This is a genomic window from Luteolibacter sp. Populi (assembly GCF_040801775.1).
GTDB lineage: Bacteria > Verrucomicrobiota > Verrucomicrobiia > Verrucomicrobiales > Akkermansiaceae > Haloferula.
The window spans coordinates 1,333,718-1,353,910 of record NZ_CP161812.1; the positions used below are offsets into that span (position 1 = coordinate 1,333,718).

Annotated in this window: 18 protein-coding genes; 15 read left to right on the forward strand and 3 right to left on the reverse strand. The window is 64.9% G+C overall.

Annotation, left to right across the window (positions count from 1 at the left end):
* Positions 1 to 400: 400 nt before the first annotated feature.
* Both ABWK72_RS05180 and ABWK72_RS05185 read right to left on the reverse strand, forming a co-directional pair.
* Positions 401 to 1,084: a hypothetical protein gene (locus ABWK72_RS05180; RefSeq protein ID WP_367873718.1), complete on the reverse strand. Its 684-nt coding sequence runs from the start codon at positions 1,082 to 1,084 to the stop codon at positions 401 to 403.
* Entirely contained in the window at positions 1,071 to 1,985 is a 915-nt protein-coding gene (locus ABWK72_RS05185; protein ID WP_367873719.1) for a ParA family protein, read from the reverse strand. The genes ABWK72_RS05180 and ABWK72_RS05185 overlap by 14 nt, the downstream gene beginning before the upstream one ends.
* On the opposite strand from ABWK72_RS05185, the gene ABWK72_RS05190 reads away from it, so the two are divergent.
* The 10 genes from ABWK72_RS05190 to ABWK72_RS05235 all read left to right on the forward strand — a co-directional run bounded on the left by ABWK72_RS05190 (position 1,984) and on the right by ABWK72_RS05235 (position 13,605).
* Entirely contained in the window at positions 1,984 to 4,125 is a 2,142-nt protein-coding gene (locus ABWK72_RS05190) for a DUF255 domain-containing protein (RefSeq protein WP_367873720.1), read from the forward strand. The genes ABWK72_RS05185 and ABWK72_RS05190 overlap by 2 nt on opposite strands.
* Before the next feature lie 50 nt (positions 4,126 to 4,175).
* Positions 4,176 to 5,237, forward strand: a complete 1,062-nt coding sequence (locus ABWK72_RS05195; protein WP_367873721.1) for a PTPDL family protein — start codon at positions 4,176 to 4,178, stop codon at positions 5,235 to 5,237.
* Positions 5,238 to 5,259: 22 nt separating this feature from the next.
* The gene (gene hisB, locus ABWK72_RS05200; protein WP_367873722.1) at positions 5,260 to 5,850 is read left to right on the forward strand and encodes an imidazoleglycerol-phosphate dehydratase HisB; all 591 of its coding nucleotides are present in this window, start codon (positions 5,260 to 5,262) and stop codon (positions 5,848 to 5,850) included.
* A gap of 190 nt (positions 5,851 to 6,040) precedes the next feature.
* Positions 6,041 to 6,664, forward strand: coding sequence for an imidazole glycerol phosphate synthase subunit HisH (gene hisH, locus ABWK72_RS05205; protein ID WP_367873723.1), 624 nt, complete (start codon positions 6,041 to 6,043; stop codon positions 6,662 to 6,664).
* Positions 6,665 to 7,014: 350 nt separating this feature from the next.
* Complete coding sequence (locus ABWK72_RS05210; RefSeq protein ID WP_367873724.1) at positions 7,015 to 7,848, forward strand: hypothetical protein; 834 nt, start codon at positions 7,015 to 7,017, stop codon at positions 7,846 to 7,848.
* Positions 7,849 to 8,106: 258 nt separating this feature from the next.
* Entirely contained in the window at positions 8,107 to 9,207 is a 1,101-nt protein-coding gene (locus ABWK72_RS05215; RefSeq protein WP_367873725.1) for a hypothetical protein, read from the forward strand.
* Between the two features lie 56 nt (positions 9,208 to 9,263).
* Entirely contained in the window at positions 9,264 to 9,473 is a 210-nt protein-coding gene (locus ABWK72_RS05220) for a hypothetical protein (protein ID WP_367873726.1), read from the forward strand.
* A 379-nt stretch (positions 9,474 to 9,852) separates the two neighbouring features.
* Positions 9,853 to 11,022, forward strand: coding sequence for a polysaccharide deacetylase family protein (locus ABWK72_RS05225; protein WP_367873727.1), 1,170 nt, complete (start codon positions 9,853 to 9,855; stop codon positions 11,020 to 11,022).
* 171 nt (positions 11,023 to 11,193) lie between these two features.
* Complete coding sequence (gene ffh / locus ABWK72_RS05230; protein ID WP_367873728.1) at positions 11,194 to 12,627, forward strand: signal recognition particle protein; 1,434 nt, start codon at positions 11,194 to 11,196, stop codon at positions 12,625 to 12,627.
* 501 nt (positions 12,628 to 13,128) lie between these two features.
* A complete protein-coding gene (locus ABWK72_RS05235) occupies positions 13,129 to 13,605 on the forward strand; it encodes an RDD family protein (protein ID WP_367873729.1) in 477 nt (158 codons plus the stop codon).
* A 330-nt stretch (positions 13,606 to 13,935) separates the two neighbouring features.
* Here ABWK72_RS05235 and ABWK72_RS05240 read toward each other — a convergent pair whose 3' ends face one another.
* Entirely contained in the window at positions 13,936 to 16,398 is a 2,463-nt protein-coding gene (locus tag ABWK72_RS05240; RefSeq protein WP_367873730.1) for an FG-GAP repeat domain-containing protein, read from the reverse strand.
* Between the two features lie 514 nt (positions 16,399 to 16,912).
* Between ABWK72_RS05240 and ABWK72_RS05245 the strand changes: the two genes are divergently transcribed.
* The 5 genes from ABWK72_RS05245 to ABWK72_RS05265 all read left to right on the forward strand — a co-directional run bounded on the left by ABWK72_RS05245 (position 16,913) and on the right by ABWK72_RS05265 (position 20,149).
* The gene (locus ABWK72_RS05245; protein WP_367873731.1) at positions 16,913 to 17,419 is read left to right on the forward strand and encodes an RDD family protein; all 507 of its coding nucleotides are present in this window, start codon (positions 16,913 to 16,915) and stop codon (positions 17,417 to 17,419) included.
* 81 nt (positions 17,420 to 17,500) lie between these two features.
* On the forward strand, positions 17,501 to 18,220 hold the full coding sequence (locus tag ABWK72_RS05250; protein WP_367873732.1) for a hypothetical protein: 720 nt from the start codon (positions 17,501 to 17,503) through the stop codon (positions 18,218 to 18,220).
* Between the two features lie 49 nt (positions 18,221 to 18,269).
* Positions 18,270 to 18,563, forward strand: a complete 294-nt coding sequence (locus ABWK72_RS05255; RefSeq protein WP_367873733.1) for an AbrB/MazE/SpoVT family DNA-binding domain-containing protein — start codon at positions 18,270 to 18,272, stop codon at positions 18,561 to 18,563.
* Positions 18,564 to 18,764: 201 nt separating this feature from the next.
* On the forward strand, positions 18,765 to 19,559 hold the full coding sequence (tsf, locus tag ABWK72_RS05260; RefSeq protein WP_367873734.1) for a translation elongation factor Ts: 795 nt from the start codon (positions 18,765 to 18,767) through the stop codon (positions 19,557 to 19,559).
* A gap of 101 nt (positions 19,560 to 19,660) precedes the next feature.
* A complete protein-coding gene (locus ABWK72_RS05265) occupies positions 19,661 to 20,149 on the forward strand; it encodes an HNH endonuclease (RefSeq protein WP_367873735.1) in 489 nt (162 codons plus the stop codon).
* The last annotated feature ends 44 nt before the right edge of the window (positions 20,150 to 20,193 follow it).

Sequence of the window (20,193 nt, forward strand, 5' to 3'; positions counted from 1 at the left end):
GCTGCGCGACTTTCGTTCCGGGGACTTGGCGGTGAGTGATACTTTTCCGGTGCTTCGTCCGCCTGAAGGCGGGACTACTTACCCTTGGGGGCGGGCTTTGAGGGACCGTTCTGCCGGGCGGTGCCGCGGCGCTCCCAGTCTGCCTTCCGCGGCGCAGCCGCCGTGGACTGCGTGCAGCCTGCTGCCGCTGTCCCGATGCAGCCTGCTGCAAGGGGCGCTGCAAAGGGCAGCACGTGGGATTTCCTTTACCGGTAACGGAGAGGTGGATCAACAGGGTCCGGTGCTTCACGGCAGCAGGCTGCCTGCCGACAGCGGCAGCAGGCTGCACGCACTCCACGGCGGCTGCGCCGCGGCTGTCGAATCTGCCCTTCAGCCCAGCCCAGCCCAGCCCACCCCCCCCTCACGCCTCCCTCGGCTTCGCCGCCTGCCTCAACGCCGCCGCGATCTCCGCAACAGCCGCCGCAGTCAGAGGCCGCGGCATCACCGTGCCCAGCACCAGACACCCGAAAGGCGTGTCCACCGGCACCACTTCCAAAACAGCATTCGAGCCAATCTTCACGTGGACGTTCCCCGCCTGCCCCGCCACCGGGCGGTAGGCTTGAGCGAGGCTGCGGGCCAAGAAGTGGAGCTTGCCGAAAGCGGGGTCCTCCATCACCGGCTTGCCCTCGCGATCGAGAATGAAAACCCCTTGCGCACCGGTGTGGCGGATCAGCTGGTCGCGGAACCTCGCCAGCCGCTCCAGCAAGGGACCGCGGCGCTCCTGCCCGGGAGCAGGCGCAGCCACAGGTTCAGGTGCCACCGGAGCAGGTGCCACGACCACCACCGCCGCCGGAGTGAAAGTGCGCGCCGGAGCCTCCGGCACATGCGATGGCACCGGAGCCGTCGGATCCACCACAGGACGCACAGCAGGAGCGGAAACGACAGCCACCGCACCACCCCGAACCTCCCCCGCAAAACCCTCGAACTCCGTCCCAAAACCCGCATCCGGGCCGGGATCGACCGCCGAGCCGCGCGGCTCGGTCAGCAGGTTTTCCGCCATCCGCCGCACCGCGGAGGCGTCGATCCATGGTTCAAGCGGGTCCATGAGGGCGGGTCGGGGCCAGATGGCCGGACTGCTCGAGTTTCGCCACGATCTCGGCACGCAGCGCATCGAAGACCGCCAGCGCGCCGGCACCGTCTTCCATCACGCCCACCGGCAGGCCGCGGGCGCTGGCCCTTACGAAAAGCGGATCACGCGGGATCGTGGTCCGGAAGACCAGATCGGCCGGCAACAGTTGCCGCAGCGCCAGCACCGATTCACGGCTCTCCGCCATGTCCTGCTGGACCATCGTCATCAGCACGCCCAGCACCAGCAGCCGCGGATGAATCACGCGCAGGCGGTTGAGCCCTTCCAGCATCTTCGGCACCGAGCGGATGCCCAGCGGCTCGGCCTGCTGCGGCACCAGCACCGCATCGCTGGAGGCGATGATGTCCGAGGTCAGGCCGAAAAGCCCCGCGGGCGTATCGATCAGGCACAGGTCGAAGCCGCGTGCCTCCACCGCGCGCAGGAAGCCGCGGACCCGCGCCAGGTGCGCACCGGTCGGCGCGCCGCCCACTTCGTAGTCGCTGGCCTGACCGGCGGCGACCAAGGAAAAGGTCTCCAGGCGGGTCGGCACCAGGATCCGGTCGAGCGGGATCCCGGGATCGGCCAGGTAGTCGTAGAAGCCCGAAAGCATGCGCGACTGCCGGGTCAGCGAGAGCCCCACCGAGCCCTGCGGATCGGCATCCACCAGCAAGGTCCGCAGACCCGCCCGGGCGAAGGCGTGGGCCATGTTGATCGAGGCCGTGGTCTTGCCCACTCCCCCCTTTTGACTGGAAACCGCTATACTGATCACGCTGGTAGGCCGCTGGAAATCGCTGCCGCAGCGTAGCTTCGGCTTGTAAGCACGGAAGCCTTTTCTGCAAGGTGGCCATGCGCCTCCCCAGCTCGCGGCGTTCCTGTTCATGTTGAAATCCGGAATCCGTCTCGGTCTGCTCCTTTCGCTGCTGCTCGTCCCCGCTTGCCGCAAACGCCCGGTTTCCCCCACCGGCGGGACTACGGCTGCCGCGCCGGTCGCCGAACTTCCCGGCAACCAAATGGCGAAGGCCCTACCGGGCCTGCTGTCCTCCCGCGCCGGCTCGCCGGTGCGCTGGCAGCACTGGGAGCCCGCCATGCTCCAGACCGCGAAGGATACCCGCCGCCCGGTCTTCGCCGTGATCGGCTCGGCCCGCTACCCGGGCTGCGTGGAAACCCTGGACGCCATCGACAAGGACAGCTCCCTCGTGAAGCGCCTGAACGAGAACTTCGTGCCGGTCCTCGTCGAGTTGGAACTGTCCCCGGAAGCCGGTCTCGCCGCCGCCGTGCTCAGCGAGGAAATCCGGAAGCCGCTCTCCTTCCCTTTCATCCTCGTCCTCTCGCCCGACGGGGACGAAGTGAGCTGGCGGCCTGTCCCGCCGGGTCCCGAAAAAAGCCTTCGCGAGATGGTGGAAAGCGCGCTGGAGACCGTTGCGCAGATGTGGGTCGATTCGCCCGACTACGTGGTCAAGAACAGCCGCAAAGACCACGACGCACGGGTGCTCCGGCTCCAGACCGCCGATGCGATTCCCGCGGATCCCGCCGCGCGCGATGCCCTGCTGGCCCGCGCGGTCCGCCAGCTTCTCAGCCTCTACGAGCCCGATACCGGGGTCATGTCCGGGGCCGGCGGCTTGCTGCCGGTGGGCATCCTGCAGTGCCTGGCATCCGCCTCGCTCGATCCGGACACGCCGCCGGAGATCTCGAAGCGCTGCCGCGAGGTCGTTGCCGCCTTCGGCCACCCGCTCCTGGCCAGCGCCATGGTCGATCCGCTCGATGGCGGCGTGTATTCCAGCCGCCGGAGCGGCACCTGGGACCTGCCGAATACCCCCCGGAACTGCGCCACCCAGGCCCGCAGCGCGCGGGCCCTGGTCACCCTGCACCGCGCCACCGGCGATCCCCTGCCGCTGGAAGTCGCCCTCGGTGCCGTGAAATTCGCGGAAGGAAGCTACGCCACGCCCACCGGCCTCTTCGCCGCCCAGCGCCTGCCCGGCCCCTCCCCGGCCCGCGAGTGGCTGTGGACGGAGGAGCAGATCGACCAAGCGCTCACCCCGCCGGAAGCCGCGCTCTGGAAGACCCTCTGCGGCATCGCCGCCATCGGTAATCTGCCGATGGAAGCGGACTCCGCGCGCGAGTATTTCCGCCTCAATTCGCTGGGCCGGAAGACCACGCTGGCGGAGGCCGCGGCCAAGCAGGGCATCACATTGGAAGCCGCCGCGGAGCTCCTGAAATCCAGCCGCCCGAAGCTGCTCAAGGCCCGCCTGGCACGCGTCCCGGAGCGGCTCCCCTGCCCTGCTCCCTCCGCCGCCGCCAGCTTCCGGATGGTCTCCGCCTACGCCGCGCTCTTCACCGCCACCGGCCATCCGGAGTGGCGGAGCAAGGCGCTCGCGCTGGCCAAGCTCGCCCGCGATACCTTCGCCGCGGGAAACCGGCTGAGGGAACAGAACCCGGGCGCACCCGCCACCACCTACGAGGCCCGCGCCTTCACCCACGCCCTGGCCATCCAGGCCGCGCTCGACCTGGCCGAGATCACCCTCGACGAAAACTGGCGCATCTGGGCCGGCGACCTGACCGCCAGCACCGCGGAAGCCTTCGTCGACGATGCCGGCCGCCTGACCGAAGCGCGGCCCGACGCGACCCCGCTGACCACGCCCTTCGCCGACCGCATGATGCTCTTCGACGATTCCACCGCCGGCCTGATGCGCATGAACCTGGCCCGTCTCGCCGCGCTGGGCCAGAGCCCGCCGCCGGCACTCGCCCCCTGGCTGAACTCGCTGCCACCCATCGCGGATGCCCCCGTGGTTTTCACGGATTCGATCCTGGCAGCCGCCTTCGCCCGCTCGCGGGTCATCATCCAGCTCCCCGAAAATGCGGGGCCGGAATGGCGGGAAGCCGCCTCCCGGCTGCCGCTCGACCGCATCGGCCGCAGCCTCGCGAAAGTCCCCGCAGCCAAGCTTTTACGACCGGACGGCAGCTCGCTGGCGCTTGAGAATCCGGCGGCGATCGAGGCACTTGCCCGCCCTGCCGTGCCCTGACACGATTTTTCCTCTCGCGTCCCGGGATTCCCTTGGGATTGTTTCTGCAAATGAAAACCTACCACCTGCTTCCCATCCTGCCTTTCCTCCTCGCCATGCCCGCGCCGGCGGACACCTTCGAATTGAAGGACGGCTCGAAAATCGAGGGCTCGATCGTCAAGCAAGAGGGCACCGACTACATCATCGCGGTCCAGATCACGAAGTCGATCAAGGACGAGCGCCGCATCCCGAAGGCGGACGTGGTGCGGCAATTCGCCGAGCAGAAGGACGAGACCGCCTACGCCGAGCTGGCCAAGTTCCTGCCGACGCCCGATCTCCTGAGCGAGGAGGCCTATGAGGCGCAGTCGAAGAAGGCCGCGGACTTCCTCAAGGCTCACCCGAATTCGCCGAAGAAGAAGGACGTCCAGAAGATCTACGACACGCTGGAGAGCGAGCTCGGCGTGGTGAAGACCGGCGGCGTGAAATTCGGCGGCAAGATGGTCTCCGCCGCCGAGCGCACCCCGAAGGCCTACGGCCTCGACGCCAGCATCGTCGCCAGCAACATGAAGAAGTTCGGCGAGCGCAACGAACTCGTCGCCGCGCTGCGCGAGTGGAGCAAGCTGGAGAAGGAGTATCAGGGCAGCACCGCCTATCGCGAGAACACCACCTACGCGGCCAGCCTGATGAAGGCCCAACTCGCCAACGTGACCGCCAGCCTCAGCGGCTTCGAAGCCCGCACCAAGGCCCGCGAGAGCGGCCTCTCCCGCATGTCCCCCGCCGACCGCGTCCGCAGCGAGCAAGCGATCGCCGAAGAAAAGGCCGAGTATGCCGCACGCCTCGAGCGCGAGAAGGCCGAGGGGATCAAGTGGCTCAGCCTCGACCCCTACTCCAAGCAAGGCCTGGACGAAGCCAAGCGCTACCTTGAAACCGAAATGCGCCGCGTCAGCACGCTCGACGTCAGCAACCTGCCGAAGACCGAGGAGAACTACGAGGCCGCCTACGAGACCATCACCCGCGGCAATGCCACCAAGCAGGAGATCGATGCCGCCATCTCGAAGGTCCGCAGTTCCTCCATGCCGGAAGCTTACATGGAGCTGCTGACCAAGGCGGCACCGGCCACTCCCGCGCCCTGATCCGCTGCTTCTTCACTTCCCCATGTCTTCCCGCACCGCAAGCCGCACCCGCAACACCGCCGAAACCCGGATCCAGCTGTCGATCGACCTCGACGGCTCCGGGGACTCGAAGATCTCCACCGGGATCGGCTTCTTCGACCACATGCTGACGCTCTTCGCGCGGCATGGCCTGTTCGACCTGAACGTCGATGCCAAGGGCGATCTGGAAGTCGATTTCCACCACACCGTGGAGGACACCGGCATCGTGATCGGGGAGGCGATGCGTGAAGCCCTCGCGACCAAGGAAGGGATCAAGCGCTACGGCAGTTGCTACCTGCCGATGGACGAGACCTTGGCGCGCGTGGTGGTGGACCTGAGCAACCGCCCGCACCTCGAATTCCGCGCCGCGCCCAACACGCCCTCCGCCCCGAACTTCCCCTTCACCTTGGTGGAGGAATTCTGCCGCGCCCTGGCCTCGAACCTGCGCGCGAACATCCACATCGAGCTCCTCTACGGTCGCGACGGCCACCACATCGCCGAAGCGATCTTCAAGGGCCTGGCCCGCGCCCTCCGCGAAGCCTGCGAAAAGGACCCGCGCGTCAAAGGCATCCCCAGTACCAAGGAAGCGCTTTGATATAAGATATAAGATCGATGATATAAGAGATTTGAGATCCGGAATTTCCGCCTTCCGCCTTCCGCCTTCCGCCTTCCGCCTCCCGCCTCCCGCCTCCCGCCTCCCGCCTCCCGCCTCCCGCCTCCCGCTTCCCGCCTTCCGCTTCCCGCTTACCGCCTTCCGCTTCCCGCTTACCGCTTACCGACTTCAAATGACCGGCATCATCGATTACGGCGCGGGCAACCTGCGCAGCGTGGCGAATGCAGTGCAGGCCCTCGGCATCGAGCCGCGGCTGATCGCCAAGCCTGCCCAGCTCGAAGGCATCAGCCACCTGATCCTGCCCGGCGTCGGTGCCTTCGGCGATTGCATGGGCGAGCTGACCAAGCGCGAACTGATCGAGCCCCTGCGCGACTGGGTGCGGGCGGACAAGCCGTACTTCGGCATCTGCCTCGGCTACCAGATCCTCTTCGACGGCAGTGAGGAATTCGGCGGCACCGAAGGCCTCAGCGTCCTGCCCGGCACTGTGAAGCGCTTCACCGAAGGCGGCATCAAGATCCCGCACATGGGCTGGAACTCCGCCCTCCCCCAGGACCCCGCGGACGAGATGTGGGCCGGCCTCGGCGCCGAGCCTTACTTCTACTTCGTCCACTCCTACTTCCCCGTCCCCGCGGACCCCGCCATCATCGCGATGAAGACCGAATACGGCGAGACCTTCGCCAGCGCGGTCCGCAGCAGCGCCGTAGTCGCCACCCAGTTCCACCCCGAGAAGAGCCAGCAAGCCGGCCTCCGGCTGCTCGGCAACTTCCTCGGAGCGAAGGTGCCGGTGGAGGTGTGAGGCGATGGATTCTATCCTGGTGATGCTTCGCGGACGGCTCTTCCGCTGGGAGCGCGGAGCCTCCGGCCTGCAGAATGGTCCCCAGCAGCCCGCGACATGGGAAGGTAGACAGCCAAGCGGCGGCGCTTTCCACCGCCATCGCGCAATGTGGTAACGCTGCCACGGTTGCTTCTGCGGGCCAGAGGCTCCGCGCTCCCAGCGTTAGAGCCGTCCGCGAAGCACTCACGAATGCATTACATCATGCACTCCGATGCATTTCCATAGACGAAACTGCATTTCCCAGGCATACTGCGCACACAGGGACCGCCTCTCGCGGCCCTGCCATCCCAACCCGCCATACCCCACATCCCATGAACGGTTTCCTTCCACTTCAGCGGAGCTTCTTCAGCCACACCCTCTGGCAAGAGAAGCGCGAATTCTCCCGTGCCGAGGCCTTCCTCGATATGCTCCAGCTCGCGGTCTTCACGCGCACCAAGAAGATCGTGAAGGACAGCCTGCTGGTGCTCGAGCGGGGCCAACTCTGCGGCTCCCTCCGTTTCCTGGCAGGCCGCTGGGGCTGGGGTCAGCGGCGGGTGCGCAGCTTCCTGGCCATGCTGGAGTCCGAGGAGCTGATCACGCTCGGGAAGGAGCCGAAAAGGACGCACTACGGGGAGGTGATAACGATCTCGGACTACGACGCTTACAAAGACGTGTCCCCGAGAAAAGACACACAGCCGACACACAGGAGACACGCAGCCGACACACGGAAGACACAAATAGAAGAAGGGGAAGAAGGGGGAAAAAGGAAAGAAGGGGGAACTTCTTTTGCACGGGACGGAGCAAGCTCCTGTCCCGTGCCGGAGCTGAGGTGGACGGCGGAGATGGGCTTCGCGGGAATCACGGAAGCGGACCGCAAGCAGTGGAGGGAAGCGTATCCGGCACTCGACATCGCCAGCCAACTGGCACGGGCCGCGGAGTGGCTGAAGGCGAACCCCCACCGGCGCAAGAAAGCGGTGCGGCGCTTCATCACGAACTGGCTGGCCCGGGCGCAGGAGCGGGGCGGCGACCGCGTGCCTCACAAGCCCGAACTCGCGGCGATGGCTGGGGCGGCGACGTTTCCCGTGAGGTTGGGCTTCGGGCCGGGGCCGCTGCCGCCGAATGCGGTGGTGACGGCGCAGGGCTACATCGTGCGGCGGGCGACTTGAGGGGAAATGACGAACGAGCGGGGAGAATGACGAATGAGGAATTCCCGAATGACGAATGAAGTGTGGGGGGAATGGAAAAACTCCGCACTCCCCACTCCGCACTGCCTTCCTCTCTTTCGTTGATCGAAGCGCGCGTCTCAGGCAGGATGGCGGCACTGAGATATGCCGAAATTCCAATGCACCCGCTGTGGCCAATCCGTAGACTCGGGAAACGCCTTCGCCCCGGTCGATACGCGTTGCCCGTCCTGCGATGGTGAGATGAGCCCCCAGGTGCCGGAAGCGGTGCCGGTGCCGGAGCCTATCGAGGTCGCGCCGCCGCTGGTCACGCTTCCGCCGCTGCCGGCGAAGCCGCGGTCCAACCGGATCTGGATCTGGCTCTCCACCGTGGCCGCGGCGGTGCTCAGCGTTGCGGCGATGCTGATCGAAAACGCGATGGCGCAGGCTCCGAAGGATGTGAGCTTCACGGTGGGCGCGGGCCTGGGCGCGATGCTCTTCCTCATACTTGCGGCGCTGGTGGTCGGAGCCTTGGTGGCGGCCATCCTGCTCGCCTTCAAGAAGCCCTTCCGATCCTCGCTGGGCGGGGCCTACAGCATCGCCGTCTTCGTCCTCGCGGGGCTGGTCTTCAGCGGGAAGATGTTCACCTCCTTCATGGACCGGAGCCGGGAGAAGCGCGAGCACGAGACCCGGCAGGTGGACGGGATGATGGAGGACGTGGAGAAGATGCTGGCCGAAACCCGCGGCCCCGACGGCCTGCCCAAGCACACCGACTTCCGCCTCGAAGCCGGCGAGCTTCCGAAGGGTGCCAGCAGCATGGAGAAAGCCCGGCACCTGATGCAGACGGTGGTGAACGACTCCATCGCCCTCCAGAACGAGTACATCGCGGCCCTGGAGAAGGAGGGGCTGCTGCGGCTGCTGCTGGCGGAGCGGCTGGCTGGCGACAAGGACTTCAGCGAGAGCCGCAAGATCGTCGCCGCGCTCCGCGACACCGCGAAAGCCTACCGCGAGAGGAGCCTGGCGGTGGCGAAAAGCGTACCGCAGCGGCTGGAGAAATACGACATGAGCGCCGGGGACAAGCGGGACTACCTGCGCGGCTACGAGAATGGCGGCACCCGGAGGGTCGAGGAGACATGGAAGTTCGAGCTGGCGATCATCGAGCACATGAGCCGGGCGATCGACCATCTGGAGGCCACCCGCAGCGACTGGAACTTGGAAAACGAGATGATCGTGTTCACCCAGGACAAGGATCTGGAGACCTACAATGCGATCATGGCGGACATCGAGGCGGAGACCGCCGCGCAAACCAAGATCCACGAGGCGGCGAAGGAGGGACTGAAGGAGAAGGTGGAGAAGCTGAAGTAGGGTTCCGCTCAAAATCCCGATGGCGATCAGACGGGAGATCCGCTATGCTCTCCTTCATGAAGCTTGAGGAAATCGCCGCGGCCGCATCCAAGCTCCCGGAGGAGGAACGGGCGTCCTTGGCGTCCCGTCTCCTTCATGGCTTGGAAAGTCCGGTGTATGAGGTGAGCGACGAGGAGGTCACGCAGCGCATGGAGGAAGCGGAAAGCGATCCCGGGGTTTGGCTTACATTCGATCAATTGGTCTCGGGACTGAAGCGGCCCGGTTGAAGGACAATGCCTTCCGCGGCTCCGCCGCCGTGGACTGCGCGCAGCCTGCTGCCGCTGTCCCGATGCAGCCTGCTGCGAGGGGGCTGCAAAGGCGAAGCACGTGGGATTTCCTTTACCGGGGACGGAGAGGTGGTTCGGCAGGGTTCGGTGCTTCACGGCAGCAGGCTGCCTGCCGACAGCGGCAGCAGGCTGCACGCAGTCCACGGTCGCTGCGCGACTTTCGTTCCGGGGACTTGGCGGTGGGTGATGCTTTTCCGGTGCTTCGTCCGCCTGAAGGCGGGACTACTTACCCTTGGGGGCGGGCTTTCGGGGGACCGTGCTTTGGGCCCGCAATTCGCGCTTCGCACTTGCGGCGGGGGCGCTACACTTGGCGGCGTCGATGAAGTTCGCCTTGCTGTTCCTTGCCCTGCTCCTGCCGCTGGCCGCGCAGGATACACTGCCCCCTCCCCCGCCGCCGGCGGAGCCGCCCGCGCTGCCGGCGATCCCGGATGACGGGGTGCGCGTGTGCGTGCTGGGCTACCACGATTTCTCGGAGACGGGGGCGGAGACGGAGATGGTGATCCGCACTTCGAAGTTCCGGAAGCAGATGGAGTCGATCCGCAATGCCGGGCTACATGTGATTTCAATGGCGGACTTCCAGGCCTGGAAGCGCGGCGAGAAGGAGATCGCCGACAAGAGCGTGGTGATCACGATCGACGATGGCTGGAAGGCTTCCTACACGGATGCCTTCCCGGTCCTGAAGGAGTTCAAGTTCCCCTTCACGCTCTTCCTCTACAAGAACTACATCGATGGCGGCGGCAGGGCGCTGACGACGCCGATGATCCAGGAGATGATGAAGAACGGGGCGACGCTGGGCAGCCACTCGGTCTCCCATTCCTACCCGCAGCTCCACCGCCGCAAGGGGCCGGAGGCTTACGGGAAGTTCCTGCGGACCGAGTTCGGGGAATCGCAGAAGGCGATCGAGGCGAAGTTCAACGTGCGGGTCACGACCTATGCGTATCCGGGCGGGATCCACACGCAGGAGATGGACCCGATCGCGAAGGAATTCGGCTACCAGCATCTCTTCACGGTGCTGCCGGGGAAGATCCGGCGCTCGCACGATGACCTGGCCCTGCCGCGCTACATCATCCTGGGCACGCACGACAAGATCTTCGAGATGGCGACCAGCTTCAACGACATCGCGGGAGCCGTGGCGGGAGACGGGAACACGGTGGTCGGGCCGCAGACCACGCCGCACCCGGTGAAGCCGGAGCCGGGGACGATGCTCGATACCCGGATGCCGCTGGTGTCCGCGGACCTCTCCGCGGTGCAGGACATGGACCCGAAGACGCTGACGATGAAGATCGGCGGCTTCGGGGAGGTGCCGGCGGTGCTGGATCCGGAGACCAAGACATTCTCGTGGCAGCTCAACCGCCGCCTGCGCTCCCCGGTGTGCCAGGTCGCGGTGTCCTGGCTGGACAGCAAGGGCAAGCCGCCCGAAGTTCCGCTGCGCTGGTCCTTCCGGATCGATACGGAGGCGGCTTATGTGCCGCAGGAGGAGCCGCGCTGAAGTTCCAAGTGAAAAGGACCAAGTTCCAAGCTGGAAGGACCAAGTGAGAAGGACCAAGTTCCAAGAAAGAGAAGAAGGCGCGGAGCCCTGACGGCTTCCCCCGGCAGTCGGATTTCAGATCTCAGATTTCAGATTTCATCGTTCGTTTTTCAAATTTCAAATTTCCCTTCCATGTTCAGCAACCTGTCCGACTCGCTCGACAAGACCTTCCGCAACCTGCGCGGGGTGGGTAAGATTTCCGAGTCCAACATCACCGACGCGCTGAAGGAGATCCGGATGGCGCTGATGGAGGCGGATGTGGATTACGCGGTGGCGAAGGAATTCGTGGAGGCGGTGAAGGAGAAGGCGATGGGCGTGGACGTGCTCAAGTCGGTGAAGCCGGGCGAGCAGATCGTCAAAATTTTCCACGACGAGCTGGCCGACTTGCTGGGCGGGGAGCAGGTGACGCTGGACCTCTCGCCACCCGGGCGGATCCTGCTCTGCGGCCTGAACGGCGCGGGCAAGACGACGACGGCGGGCAAGCTGGCGCTGCGCTTGAAGAAGGAAGGCCAGAAGCCGCTGCTGGTGGCGATCGACCTCTACCGGCCGGCCGCGATCGAGCAACTGGCGACGCTGGCCAAGCAAGTCGGGGTGCCGGTTTATACGCCGGAAGCGAGTGAAAAGGATGTGGTGAAGGTGGCGCGGGAAGCGCTGGCCTGGGCGGAGACGCAGCCGCACACGGTGATCATTTTCGATACGGCGGGCCGCCAGGAAATCGACGACCGGTTGATCGAGGAGCTCAAGCGCCTGCACGAGTTCCTGAAGCCGCAGGAGACCCTGCTGGTGGCGGACGCGGCGACGGGCCAGCAGGCGGTGTCCGTGGCGAAGCATTTCAATGACGCGGTCGGCGTGACCGGGATCATCCTGACCAAGCTCGATGGCGATGCCCGCGGTGGCGCGGCGCTGGCGATGCGGGCGGTGACCGGGATGCCGATCAAGTATGCGGGCGAGGGCGAGAAGCTGGACCAGCTTTTCGAATTCCACCCGAACCGCATGGCCGACCGGATCCTGGGGATGGGCGACATCGTGGGGATGGTGGAGCAGGTCGCTTCCAAGATCGACGAGAAGGACGCGATGAAGTCGATCCAGCGCCTGGCGGAGGGCAAGTTCGACTTTTACGACTTCCTGGACCAGATGAAGATGATCCAGAAGCTGGGCGACATGAAGGGGCTGATGAGCCTGCTGCCCGGGTTCAACAAGATCAAGAAGCAGCTGCCTGACGCGGCCTTCGACCCGAAGCGGATGAAACGTACGGAAGCCATCGTACTTTCGATGACGCCGGACGAGCGGCGGCGGCCGGAGATCATCCGGGACTCGCGCCGCAAGCGGATCGCGAAGGGTGCCGGGGTGAAGATGATCGAGGTCAACGCGCTGCTGAAGCAGTTCGGGGAGATGCGCAAGATGATGCGCTCCCCGAACAAGATGAAGGACATGATGAAGCAGATGGGCGGCGGGATGGGGGGCATGCCTCCCGGCTTCGGCGGACCGGGTGGACCGGGTGGTGCCGGCGGGATGGGCGACCTGGGGGACATCATGAAGAACTTCAAGGGGAAGTTCCCGTTCTGACGCCTGCTTCGCGGCGAAATCATCAATCACCCATCTTCCAATCATCAATCGGTGTGCGGCTGCGCCGGGAGAGGTGGTTCGGAAAGGTGGTCCGCCAGGTTTGCTGAAGCTCTGGAGGAAGCTCCCAATGCGGATCGATGCCCCCCCTTTGCGGCGCAGCCGCTTTGGAGTGCGGCGGGCACCGCCGCTTTCCTGCGCTGCGTGCCGGAGAACGCCGTCACGAATCCATCCCTTCGATTCCCCCCCTTGCAATACCGTCAACCGTTTCGCCACCTTCAGAAAATCCGCAGCTCAAGCGGGATCGCAGGGGGCGGCGCAGAGGCGAATTCGATACGGCGATCTCCAATCCAGATCGCACGAAAGCGGCGATGCCCGCCGCACTCCAAAGCGGCTGCGCCGCCCTCGGGGGAGACACATCGTGATCCGTCAGCAAATCTGACGGGGAGTCCTTTTTTCTGGCGATGGGAGACTTGCGGAGCCTTCATTCTAACATTGGCCCCAATGACTCCGGAAAACCCTTACTCCTCCCCGTCCGTGACCGACGCACCGCCGGTCAATGACACCCAGGTGGCGATCATCCCGGCAGGCCAAGGCCGTAGATTCCTGAACTGCCTGATCGATAGCGTCGCGCTGCTGGTCTTGCTCATGATCGCCGGTGTCGGGGTTGCGATGGTAGCCGGGAAGATCCTCGAAAAAGAGGCCAGCGGCGGCGGCACCTTGGATCTCCTGCTCAACGTGGCCGTCTTCGGACCCGTGATCGGCTATTACACGATCCTGGAGGCCACCACCGGGCTGACCTTGGGCAAGTGGATCACGGGAACCAAGGTGGTGACGGCGACGGGTGAGCGGCCCTCGTTCCTGACCGCCCTCCTGCGCACCCTTTGCCGGCACATTCCCTTCGAGGCACTCTCCTTCCTGGGGCCGACTGCGCGTGGCTGGCACGATTCGATTACCAAGACTTGGGTGGTGAGGAGATGAGGCGGGAAAGTTCCAAGGGAGAAGGACCAAGTGCCAAGAAAGCGCCGCCATGCCTGCCCCCCGGGACCGCGGAGGCTCTGCCCCGCAGAAGCAGCCGGAGAAGCGCTATTCACCGCGCGATCGTAGCGGAGAGCGCCGTCGCTTTGCTGCCTGGCTTTTAGTGCTCACGGCAGCGTGGGACCGCTCTGCGGGGCAGAGCCTCCGCGGTCCCGGGGGCAGGCATGGGGCGGGACGGCACGGCCCGGTCCTTCACGGCAGCAGGCTGCCTGCCGACAGCGGCAGCAGGCTGCACGCAGTCCACGGTCGCTGTGCGACTGCAGAGCCCACAACTTACCTCACGACGTCCAAGCCCTTTCTGACCCACTTCGGCTCCTTCGCCTTTAATGCCCGCTTCTTAAGGTCATCCGCCTCGGTATTGAACAGCACGACCAGCGTGGAAGCGCTGCCGCCGAGGATGAAATCCGCATCCCCGTCCGCGTCCACATCCGCCGCCGCCCGGTAGGGCTCCCGCGTGAGATCCACCCCTCCCGAGAAATCGTATTCCTGCGAAAGCACCGGCCCTTGCTTCCCCGGCTGGAGGTAGCCATACGGCCCTACCCATTCGAGCTTCCGGTCCCCGTTGAAATCCGCCAGCGCCACGCCTGCCGGGACATTGCCCTCCAGCGGCTGCGAGACCCATGACTCCGGATTCCGCGAGCGCTTCCCCGGATTCCGCAGCCAGCGGTCCTCGATCGCGGGATTTCCCTGCAGGTCGTATCCCGTCAGCTCGCTCAGCCACAGATCCGGCAGCTTGTCCGCATTCAAATCCGTGATCACCACCCCGCCCGCCACCGTCGGGTTCCCGAGGGAATCGTAGGCCGCCAGCCGCAGCGGCACATCCGCCGTCGCGGAGATCCCCCCGCGCCCGTCGCCATAGGCGATCCGCATGGTCGCCGGCGGCGCATCGCCCTGCCCCGCCCCGTGGATCAGCGAGATGATGTCCGGCCGCTTGTCCCCGTCCAGATCGCCCGTGATGGTCCCGCCTACCACCGTCGGATTCCCCAGGAAATCCTCCATCGTTCCCAGTTCCACCAGGAAGCGCCGCCCCGGCGGGAAGGCGCCCTTCACATTCTCCTGCCAATAGCCGTCGGCCACGAGGTCCGGATCACCGTCCCGGTCCCAGTCGATGAAGTCCCCGTCCATCACCGGTCCCGCCGCGAAATTCAGGCCGCCCGCCGGGATGACCGGCTTGATGAAGGACCCGTCCCTGCGCCCCCGGACCACCACGATCGCCTGCTCCGGGCCGGCCTCGCCCTGCGGCACGCGTGTGTAATTGCAGACCAGATCCAGCGTCGCGTTCTTATCGATCCGCAGCACTCCCAGGATCCGCAGGCTCGCCCCCGGCACCTGCAGGCCGTCCAGCGGCAGTTCCTCGCCGAGCCGCGAGTCCGCATCGAGTCCCGCCTTGCCGCGGTTGAAGCGCAGCCAGTAGCGGCCATTCGCATCAGGCCCGCGCAGCAGGTCCACGCACTTGTCACGGTTCACATCCGCCGCCAGCACCTCGTGGAATGCCGCCGGGCCCACGTACAGTGCCTGCGGTTCGGAGAAGCCCGCCGCCGACCCCCAGGCCACGGCCAGAATACGAGAGTCATAGTAGCCGAGATTCACCGTGGAGTACGAGTAAACCAGATCCACCTGCCCGTCCCCATCCAGGTCTGCAAGGTGCAGGAAGACCGGAGCCGCCGCTTCCGTCACCGGCAGCGCCCGGCGCGTCACCGGCGCGCTCGCATTGAAGGGCACCGTCACCACTTCATCCACACCCTGCAACGACGACACCACGAAATGCGCCAGCGCCGGCTGGCCCGCCCGTGCCTCCAGTGCCTCGAAGATCACATTCTCCTCCGGCGGGAATGACAGCGAGCTCACGCGCCGCAGGAAGCTCAGCCCGCCCAGATTCTCCACCCACTCACCGCCGAGACCCGGCGCGTCCGGGCGACCGTCGCCATTCAGATCCATCCACGACCGCACCGTGTTCACGTCCTCCACCATCACCGGCACCGCATTGAAGGTCCGGGCCCCCGTCCGCGCGAAGATCGCCGTCCGCGCATTCAGCGTCAGCACCAGCTCCCGGAGGCCATCGCCATCCATATCCACCGCCTCCGGTGAGATCAACGCCTCCTGCTCATTCAAACCGGCGACCGTGAAGACCACGGATTCCGCGAAGCTGCCGTCCGCCTGCCGGTCGGAGATCCGGATCTCCAGGTCGGTGTTGTTCAGCACCTTCATCCGCAGCAGCTCGCCCTGGCCATCCCCGTCCAGATCCAGCGCATGCCACGGCTCCTCCGTCGCCTCCGCCAGCGGCGTGCCCGTCACCGGGGCCGGGCCGCCCGGGCCGAGCAGCGGAGTCATCGCCAGCGGCACGTATTCGGAGAGATCCGAGCTATTGCGGCTCGCGAAGAATTCCAGCTTCGCATCCCCGGTGAGATTGATCGGCTTGACGTAATACAGGTATTCCCGGAACCCCGTGGGGGCCACCTGTGCCAGCCGCAGCGGTGCGAATTCCCGACCGCCGCGGTTCTCGATCCAGAGGCCGTGAGGATCCCCTATCCCCAGCGTCGTCCCTCCGTTCGGCAGATTGATCAAATCCAGATCGCCGTCCCCATCCATATCTCCGGTGACCAATTGATCCGGATAAATCGCGAAGGACGCCGAAGTCGCCAGCAGCTCGATCCGCGGTGTCAGCACCGGCTCCGCCGCCATCACCAGGGCCGGCACACCAAGACTCAATATCGGGAACCACGGGGGACGGATCATAGGCGCATAGATGAGCCGCAAGACAAACTCCGGTCAAACTTTTCCGCCACGCCCCGCTCCTCTCCTGCGCTGCCCATATCCGGGTCTCTGTCAGGTTTCCTGAAGCTCTCCGAGGAAGCTCTGAATGCGGACCGATGCCCCCCCTTTGCGGCGCAGCCGCTTTGGAGTGCGGCGGGCATCGCCGCTTTCCTGCGGTGCGTGCCGGAGAACGCCGTCACGAATCCATTCCTTCGTTTCCCCCTCTGCAGCCCGTCAATCGTCTCGTCGCCTTCAGGAAGATCCGCAGTTCAAGCGGGACAGCAAGGGGGCGGCGTAGAGGCGAATTCAATACGGCGATCTCCAGTCGAGATCGCACCAAAGCGGCGATGCCCGCCGCACTCCAAAGCGGCTGCGCCGCCCTCGGGGGTTAACGTATCGTGATTCATCAGCAGACCAGACGGAGTGCCCTGTATCCTATCGTCCAAAGCTTGGTTCCCGCTTTGACTTCGGGCGGGCGTTGCGCTTGTCTCGCGCGGTGAATCCCCCGGACGAGAATGCCAATCCCTATGCGGCTCCTGCCGCCATGCCGCTGCCAGCGTTTCCTGCCGACGCCGGAGCTGTGATCGCACGACCGATTCCGGCAAGCGCCGGCCGCCGGTTCTCGAACTTCCTGATCGATCGGGTGGTGATCTTCTGCATGAGCTACCCCTTCGGCATGTTGCTGGGGATCGTGCTCGGCGTCATGGCACCGGGGGAGCCGATATCGATCTCCAAGATGGAGGAGCTCGCGTTCGGCTACTTCCTGAGCTTGGTCTACTACATCTTCATGGAGGGCGTGACGGGCACGACGGTGGGGAAGCTGGTGACGGGCACGAAGATCGTGAACGAACAGGGTGAGCGGCCTTCCTTCGGGACAATGGCCCTGCGCAGCCTGTGCCGGATCATCCCCTTCGAGCCGCTTTCCTTCCTGGGCTCGGAGACACGGGGCTGGCATGACTCGATGACGAAGACCTGGGTGGTGAGACGGGAAAGTTCCAAGTGAGAAGGGGCAAGTGCCAAAAGAGTCTGCGGGAGGCTCCGGCGGGCTTGATTCGTGGCGGGGAGCCTTGCTAGAAAGGGAGGCATGGAAAACCCGACCCCGCCGCCCTTTCCGCCTCCCCCGCCCTCCCCCTTCCAAGCTCCGGTGAGGAAGAAGGGGCTGCATCCGGCGGCTTGGGCCGGGATCGGCTGCGGCGGCTTGGTCATCGTGGCGGTGGTCTTGGCCGTGATCGGCGGGGGGAAGCTGGTCAAAGACGCCATGGCGAAGCTCAAGGAGCATCCGGCGAAGGATGCGGCGGAGGCGGTGCTGAGGGAGTATCCGGATCTCGATAAGTCGGGCACGAATCCCGAGGCGGGAACGGTGATGCTGAGTTCGAAAGCGAACGACGAAGTGGTGACGACGACCTATGATGACATCGCCCACGGCAGGACGCTGATGAAGGACGCCAGCGGCGTGGAGGTGAAGGTCTTCCAAGGTGATCTGGCGAAGCTGCCGGCATGGGTGCCGCGCTATCCGGGTGCCACGGGCGAGACCTCGCTGCTGCACAAGGACGAGCCGGTCCGGATCCACGGGATCATCGTGGCGGATACGACGGATAGCCTCTCGGCGGTGGAGACGTTTTTGAGCGGAGAGGCGGGGAAGCTGTTTTCGATGAGCGCGTCGAGCCGGAGTTCGATGGATATGAACGGGGCGCGGTCGCTGAAGCTGGGTTATAGCGGCGGGAAGAAGAAGCTGGAGTTCCACGTCTATGGGGCGAAGGGCGCACCGCTGACGGTGGTGACGGTTTACGGGGAGGAGAAGTAGGGGGTGCCTTGCTTCTTGTCCTACCGGCAATTGCAGGTATCATAAGAGCATGACGACCGTGCTTTCAGACCAGGGCCAGATCGCGCTCCCCGGAGCGCTGATCGAGCAGCTTCGTCTGAGGGCGGGAGACGATCTCGAGGTGTTCGTTGTGGATGACGACACCATCACCTTGCGCAAGGTGAGCCATCCGCCGAACCGCGGGCTTGCAGACCTCTTGATGGCGTGTCCGCCGGCCTTTGAGGTTCCTGAACGGGAGCGGGACAGTTCCTTGATAGGAAAGGATGACGCTCCTTGTCGACGGAGGGGATTTCTTGGGGGGGCGCTCTATGGGGAGGAGAGGTAAGGGCGGCGGGCCTCCGTCAGACCAGCCGATGGGATCGACCATCCTAACAATCTCATTACCAATGAACAGCGTGTTTTCAGGGCGGCTTGACTCCTGCAATACGCTGGGGTAAAGTCAACGCCATAGAGACAGAGGGAAAAGACCGCGACCCGTTCGGCCCGAACTTCTCGCCCCCTTTAGCTCCAACGTTCTTTCAATCGCATGAGCACTGGATCTTTGGTCACGGAACTTCGCGAAAAGACCAACCTCGGCATGATCGAGTGCAAAAAGGCCCTCACCGAGACCAATGGCGACCTGGATGCTGCGATAAAGTATCTCCGTGAGAAGGGGCTGGTGAGGTCCGCCGGCACGGCTCCCCGGGACTGCACCGAGGGCATCATCGCGGCCCGCCTCAGCGCCGATGGCAAGTCCGGTATCCTGGTGGAAGTGAGCTGTGAGACTGACTTCGTCTCCCGTCACGAGAGCTTTGCGGAATTCGTCGATGAGATCGCCGACACGCTTGCTGCTTCCGATGCCCAAACGCTGGAGGAGGCCCTCGCCGTGATGAGGGGAGCAGAGACCGTGGAGAACTGCGTGATGGCCAAGGTCCTCGAAATCGGCGAGAATATCCGTCTCCGCAAGTTCGAGCACTTCGATCTTGAGGACGGCGGCGCGATCGCCAGCCACATCGGGGCGGGAGGCAAGCTTGAGGTGCGTCGCAAGTTCAGCGCCACCTACGGTGACACTGCAGCGAAGTTCGACTTCCGCCATATTGTGAAGAAGATCGACCTTCCTTCCAGTGCACCGCAGTGGAACGAGGAGAAGAATGCCCGTCGCTGCGCACTGATCGAGAAGGAGATCGTGGGCACGCTTTCCAGCGAGGAGGCTTCGCAATTGGCCGGCTTGCAGGCAGAAATGATCGCCAACCGGAACCGGCTCTTCCCGCTGGATCTGGAGGAGCTGCGGAAGATGCGTGACGAACTCCTTACCTGTTCTGCGGTTGGCGCGCAAAGATGAATCCCTTCCCGTTTGTCTATCCGGACAAGGCGCCAAGGCGGCACGGACCCGGAGGCTATAAGGTTTACAAAAGCTACAGGCCCTGGCTGCGGGACGATTTTTTGTTCCGTTGCGTCTACTGCCTGTGGCGCGAGGGATTTTTATCCGACGCGAGTTCGTATCACGCCGACCACTACTTGCCGCAGGTCCGCTTCCCGGGGAAAAAGGTCGATTACGGGAATCTGGTTTACAGTTGTGCGCGGTGCAATCTCTCCAAAGGGGAGGCGCTTCTTCCCGATCCGGAGGACTGCATGATCGCGGGAAAAATCGAAGTGCTCGATACCGGTGAAATCAGGCCCTTGGACGATGACGCCAGACGTATTGTTAGAATACTGGCTCTCGATTCCGACGATTGGAACGAGCGAAGGAGCCTGATGATCGACATTCTTGCCCTGGTCACCGAACGGAATATTCCCCGCCGGCTGCTCGGCTTTCCAAAGCAGCTGCCGAATCTCAGGCGGCTGAAAGTTCCGCTGAATGACCGGCCGGAAGGAGTCTCGGAGTGTTTCCACGAGCGACGGAAAAAGGGTGATCTTCCCGAAGTCTATTGAAGAGCGGCGGTCTGCGACGGGCATTGATCCCCGTCCTTGCTCAT

What these genes read in the sequence shown, in the direction of transcription:
- ABWK72_RS05180 (WP_367873718.1), bottom strand. Translation starts at nt 1,084, where the DNA reads ATGGACCCGCTTGAACCATGGATCGACGCCTCCGCGGTGCGGCGGATG.
- ABWK72_RS05190 (WP_367873720.1), top strand. Translation starts at nt 1,984, where the DNA reads ATGTTGAAATCCGGAATCCGTCTCGGTCTGCTCCTTTCGCTGCTGCTC.
- ABWK72_RS05185 (WP_367873719.1), bottom strand. Translation starts at nt 1,985, where the DNA reads ATGAACAGGAACGCCGCGAGCTGGGGAGGCGCATGGCCACCTTGCAGA.
- ABWK72_RS05195 (WP_367873721.1), top strand. Translation starts at nt 4,176, where the DNA reads ATGAAAACCTACCACCTGCTTCCCATCCTGCCTTTCCTCCTCGCCATG.
- hisB (WP_367873722.1), top strand. Translation starts at nt 5,260, where the DNA reads ATGTCTTCCCGCACCGCAAGCCGCACCCGCAACACCGCCGAAACCCGG.
- hisH (WP_367873723.1), top strand. Translation starts at nt 6,041, where the DNA reads ATGACCGGCATCATCGATTACGGCGCGGGCAACCTGCGCAGCGTGGCG.
- ABWK72_RS05210 (WP_367873724.1), top strand. Translation starts at nt 7,015, where the DNA reads ATGAACGGTTTCCTTCCACTTCAGCGGAGCTTCTTCAGCCACACCCTC.
- ABWK72_RS05215 (WP_367873725.1), top strand. Translation starts at nt 8,107, where the DNA reads ATGAGCCCCCAGGTGCCGGAAGCGGTGCCGGTGCCGGAGCCTATCGAG.
- ABWK72_RS05220 (WP_367873726.1), top strand. Translation starts at nt 9,264, where the DNA reads ATGAAGCTTGAGGAAATCGCCGCGGCCGCATCCAAGCTCCCGGAGGAG.
- ABWK72_RS05225 (WP_367873727.1), top strand. Translation starts at nt 9,853, where the DNA reads ATGAAGTTCGCCTTGCTGTTCCTTGCCCTGCTCCTGCCGCTGGCCGCG.
- ffh (WP_367873728.1), top strand. Translation starts at nt 11,194, where the DNA reads ATGTTCAGCAACCTGTCCGACTCGCTCGACAAGACCTTCCGCAACCTG.
- ABWK72_RS05235 (WP_367873729.1), top strand. Translation starts at nt 13,129, where the DNA reads ATGACTCCGGAAAACCCTTACTCCTCCCCGTCCGTGACCGACGCACCG.
- ABWK72_RS05240 (WP_367873730.1), bottom strand. Translation starts at nt 16,398, where the DNA reads ATGATCCGTCCCCCGTGGTTCCCGATATTGAGTCTTGGTGTGCCGGCC.
- ABWK72_RS05250 (WP_367873732.1), top strand. Translation starts at nt 17,501, where the DNA reads ATGGAAAACCCGACCCCGCCGCCCTTTCCGCCTCCCCCGCCCTCCCCC.
- ABWK72_RS05255 (WP_367873733.1), top strand. Translation starts at nt 18,270, where the DNA reads ATGACGACCGTGCTTTCAGACCAGGGCCAGATCGCGCTCCCCGGAGCG.
- tsf (WP_367873734.1), top strand. Translation starts at nt 18,765, where the DNA reads ATGAGCACTGGATCTTTGGTCACGGAACTTCGCGAAAAGACCAACCTC.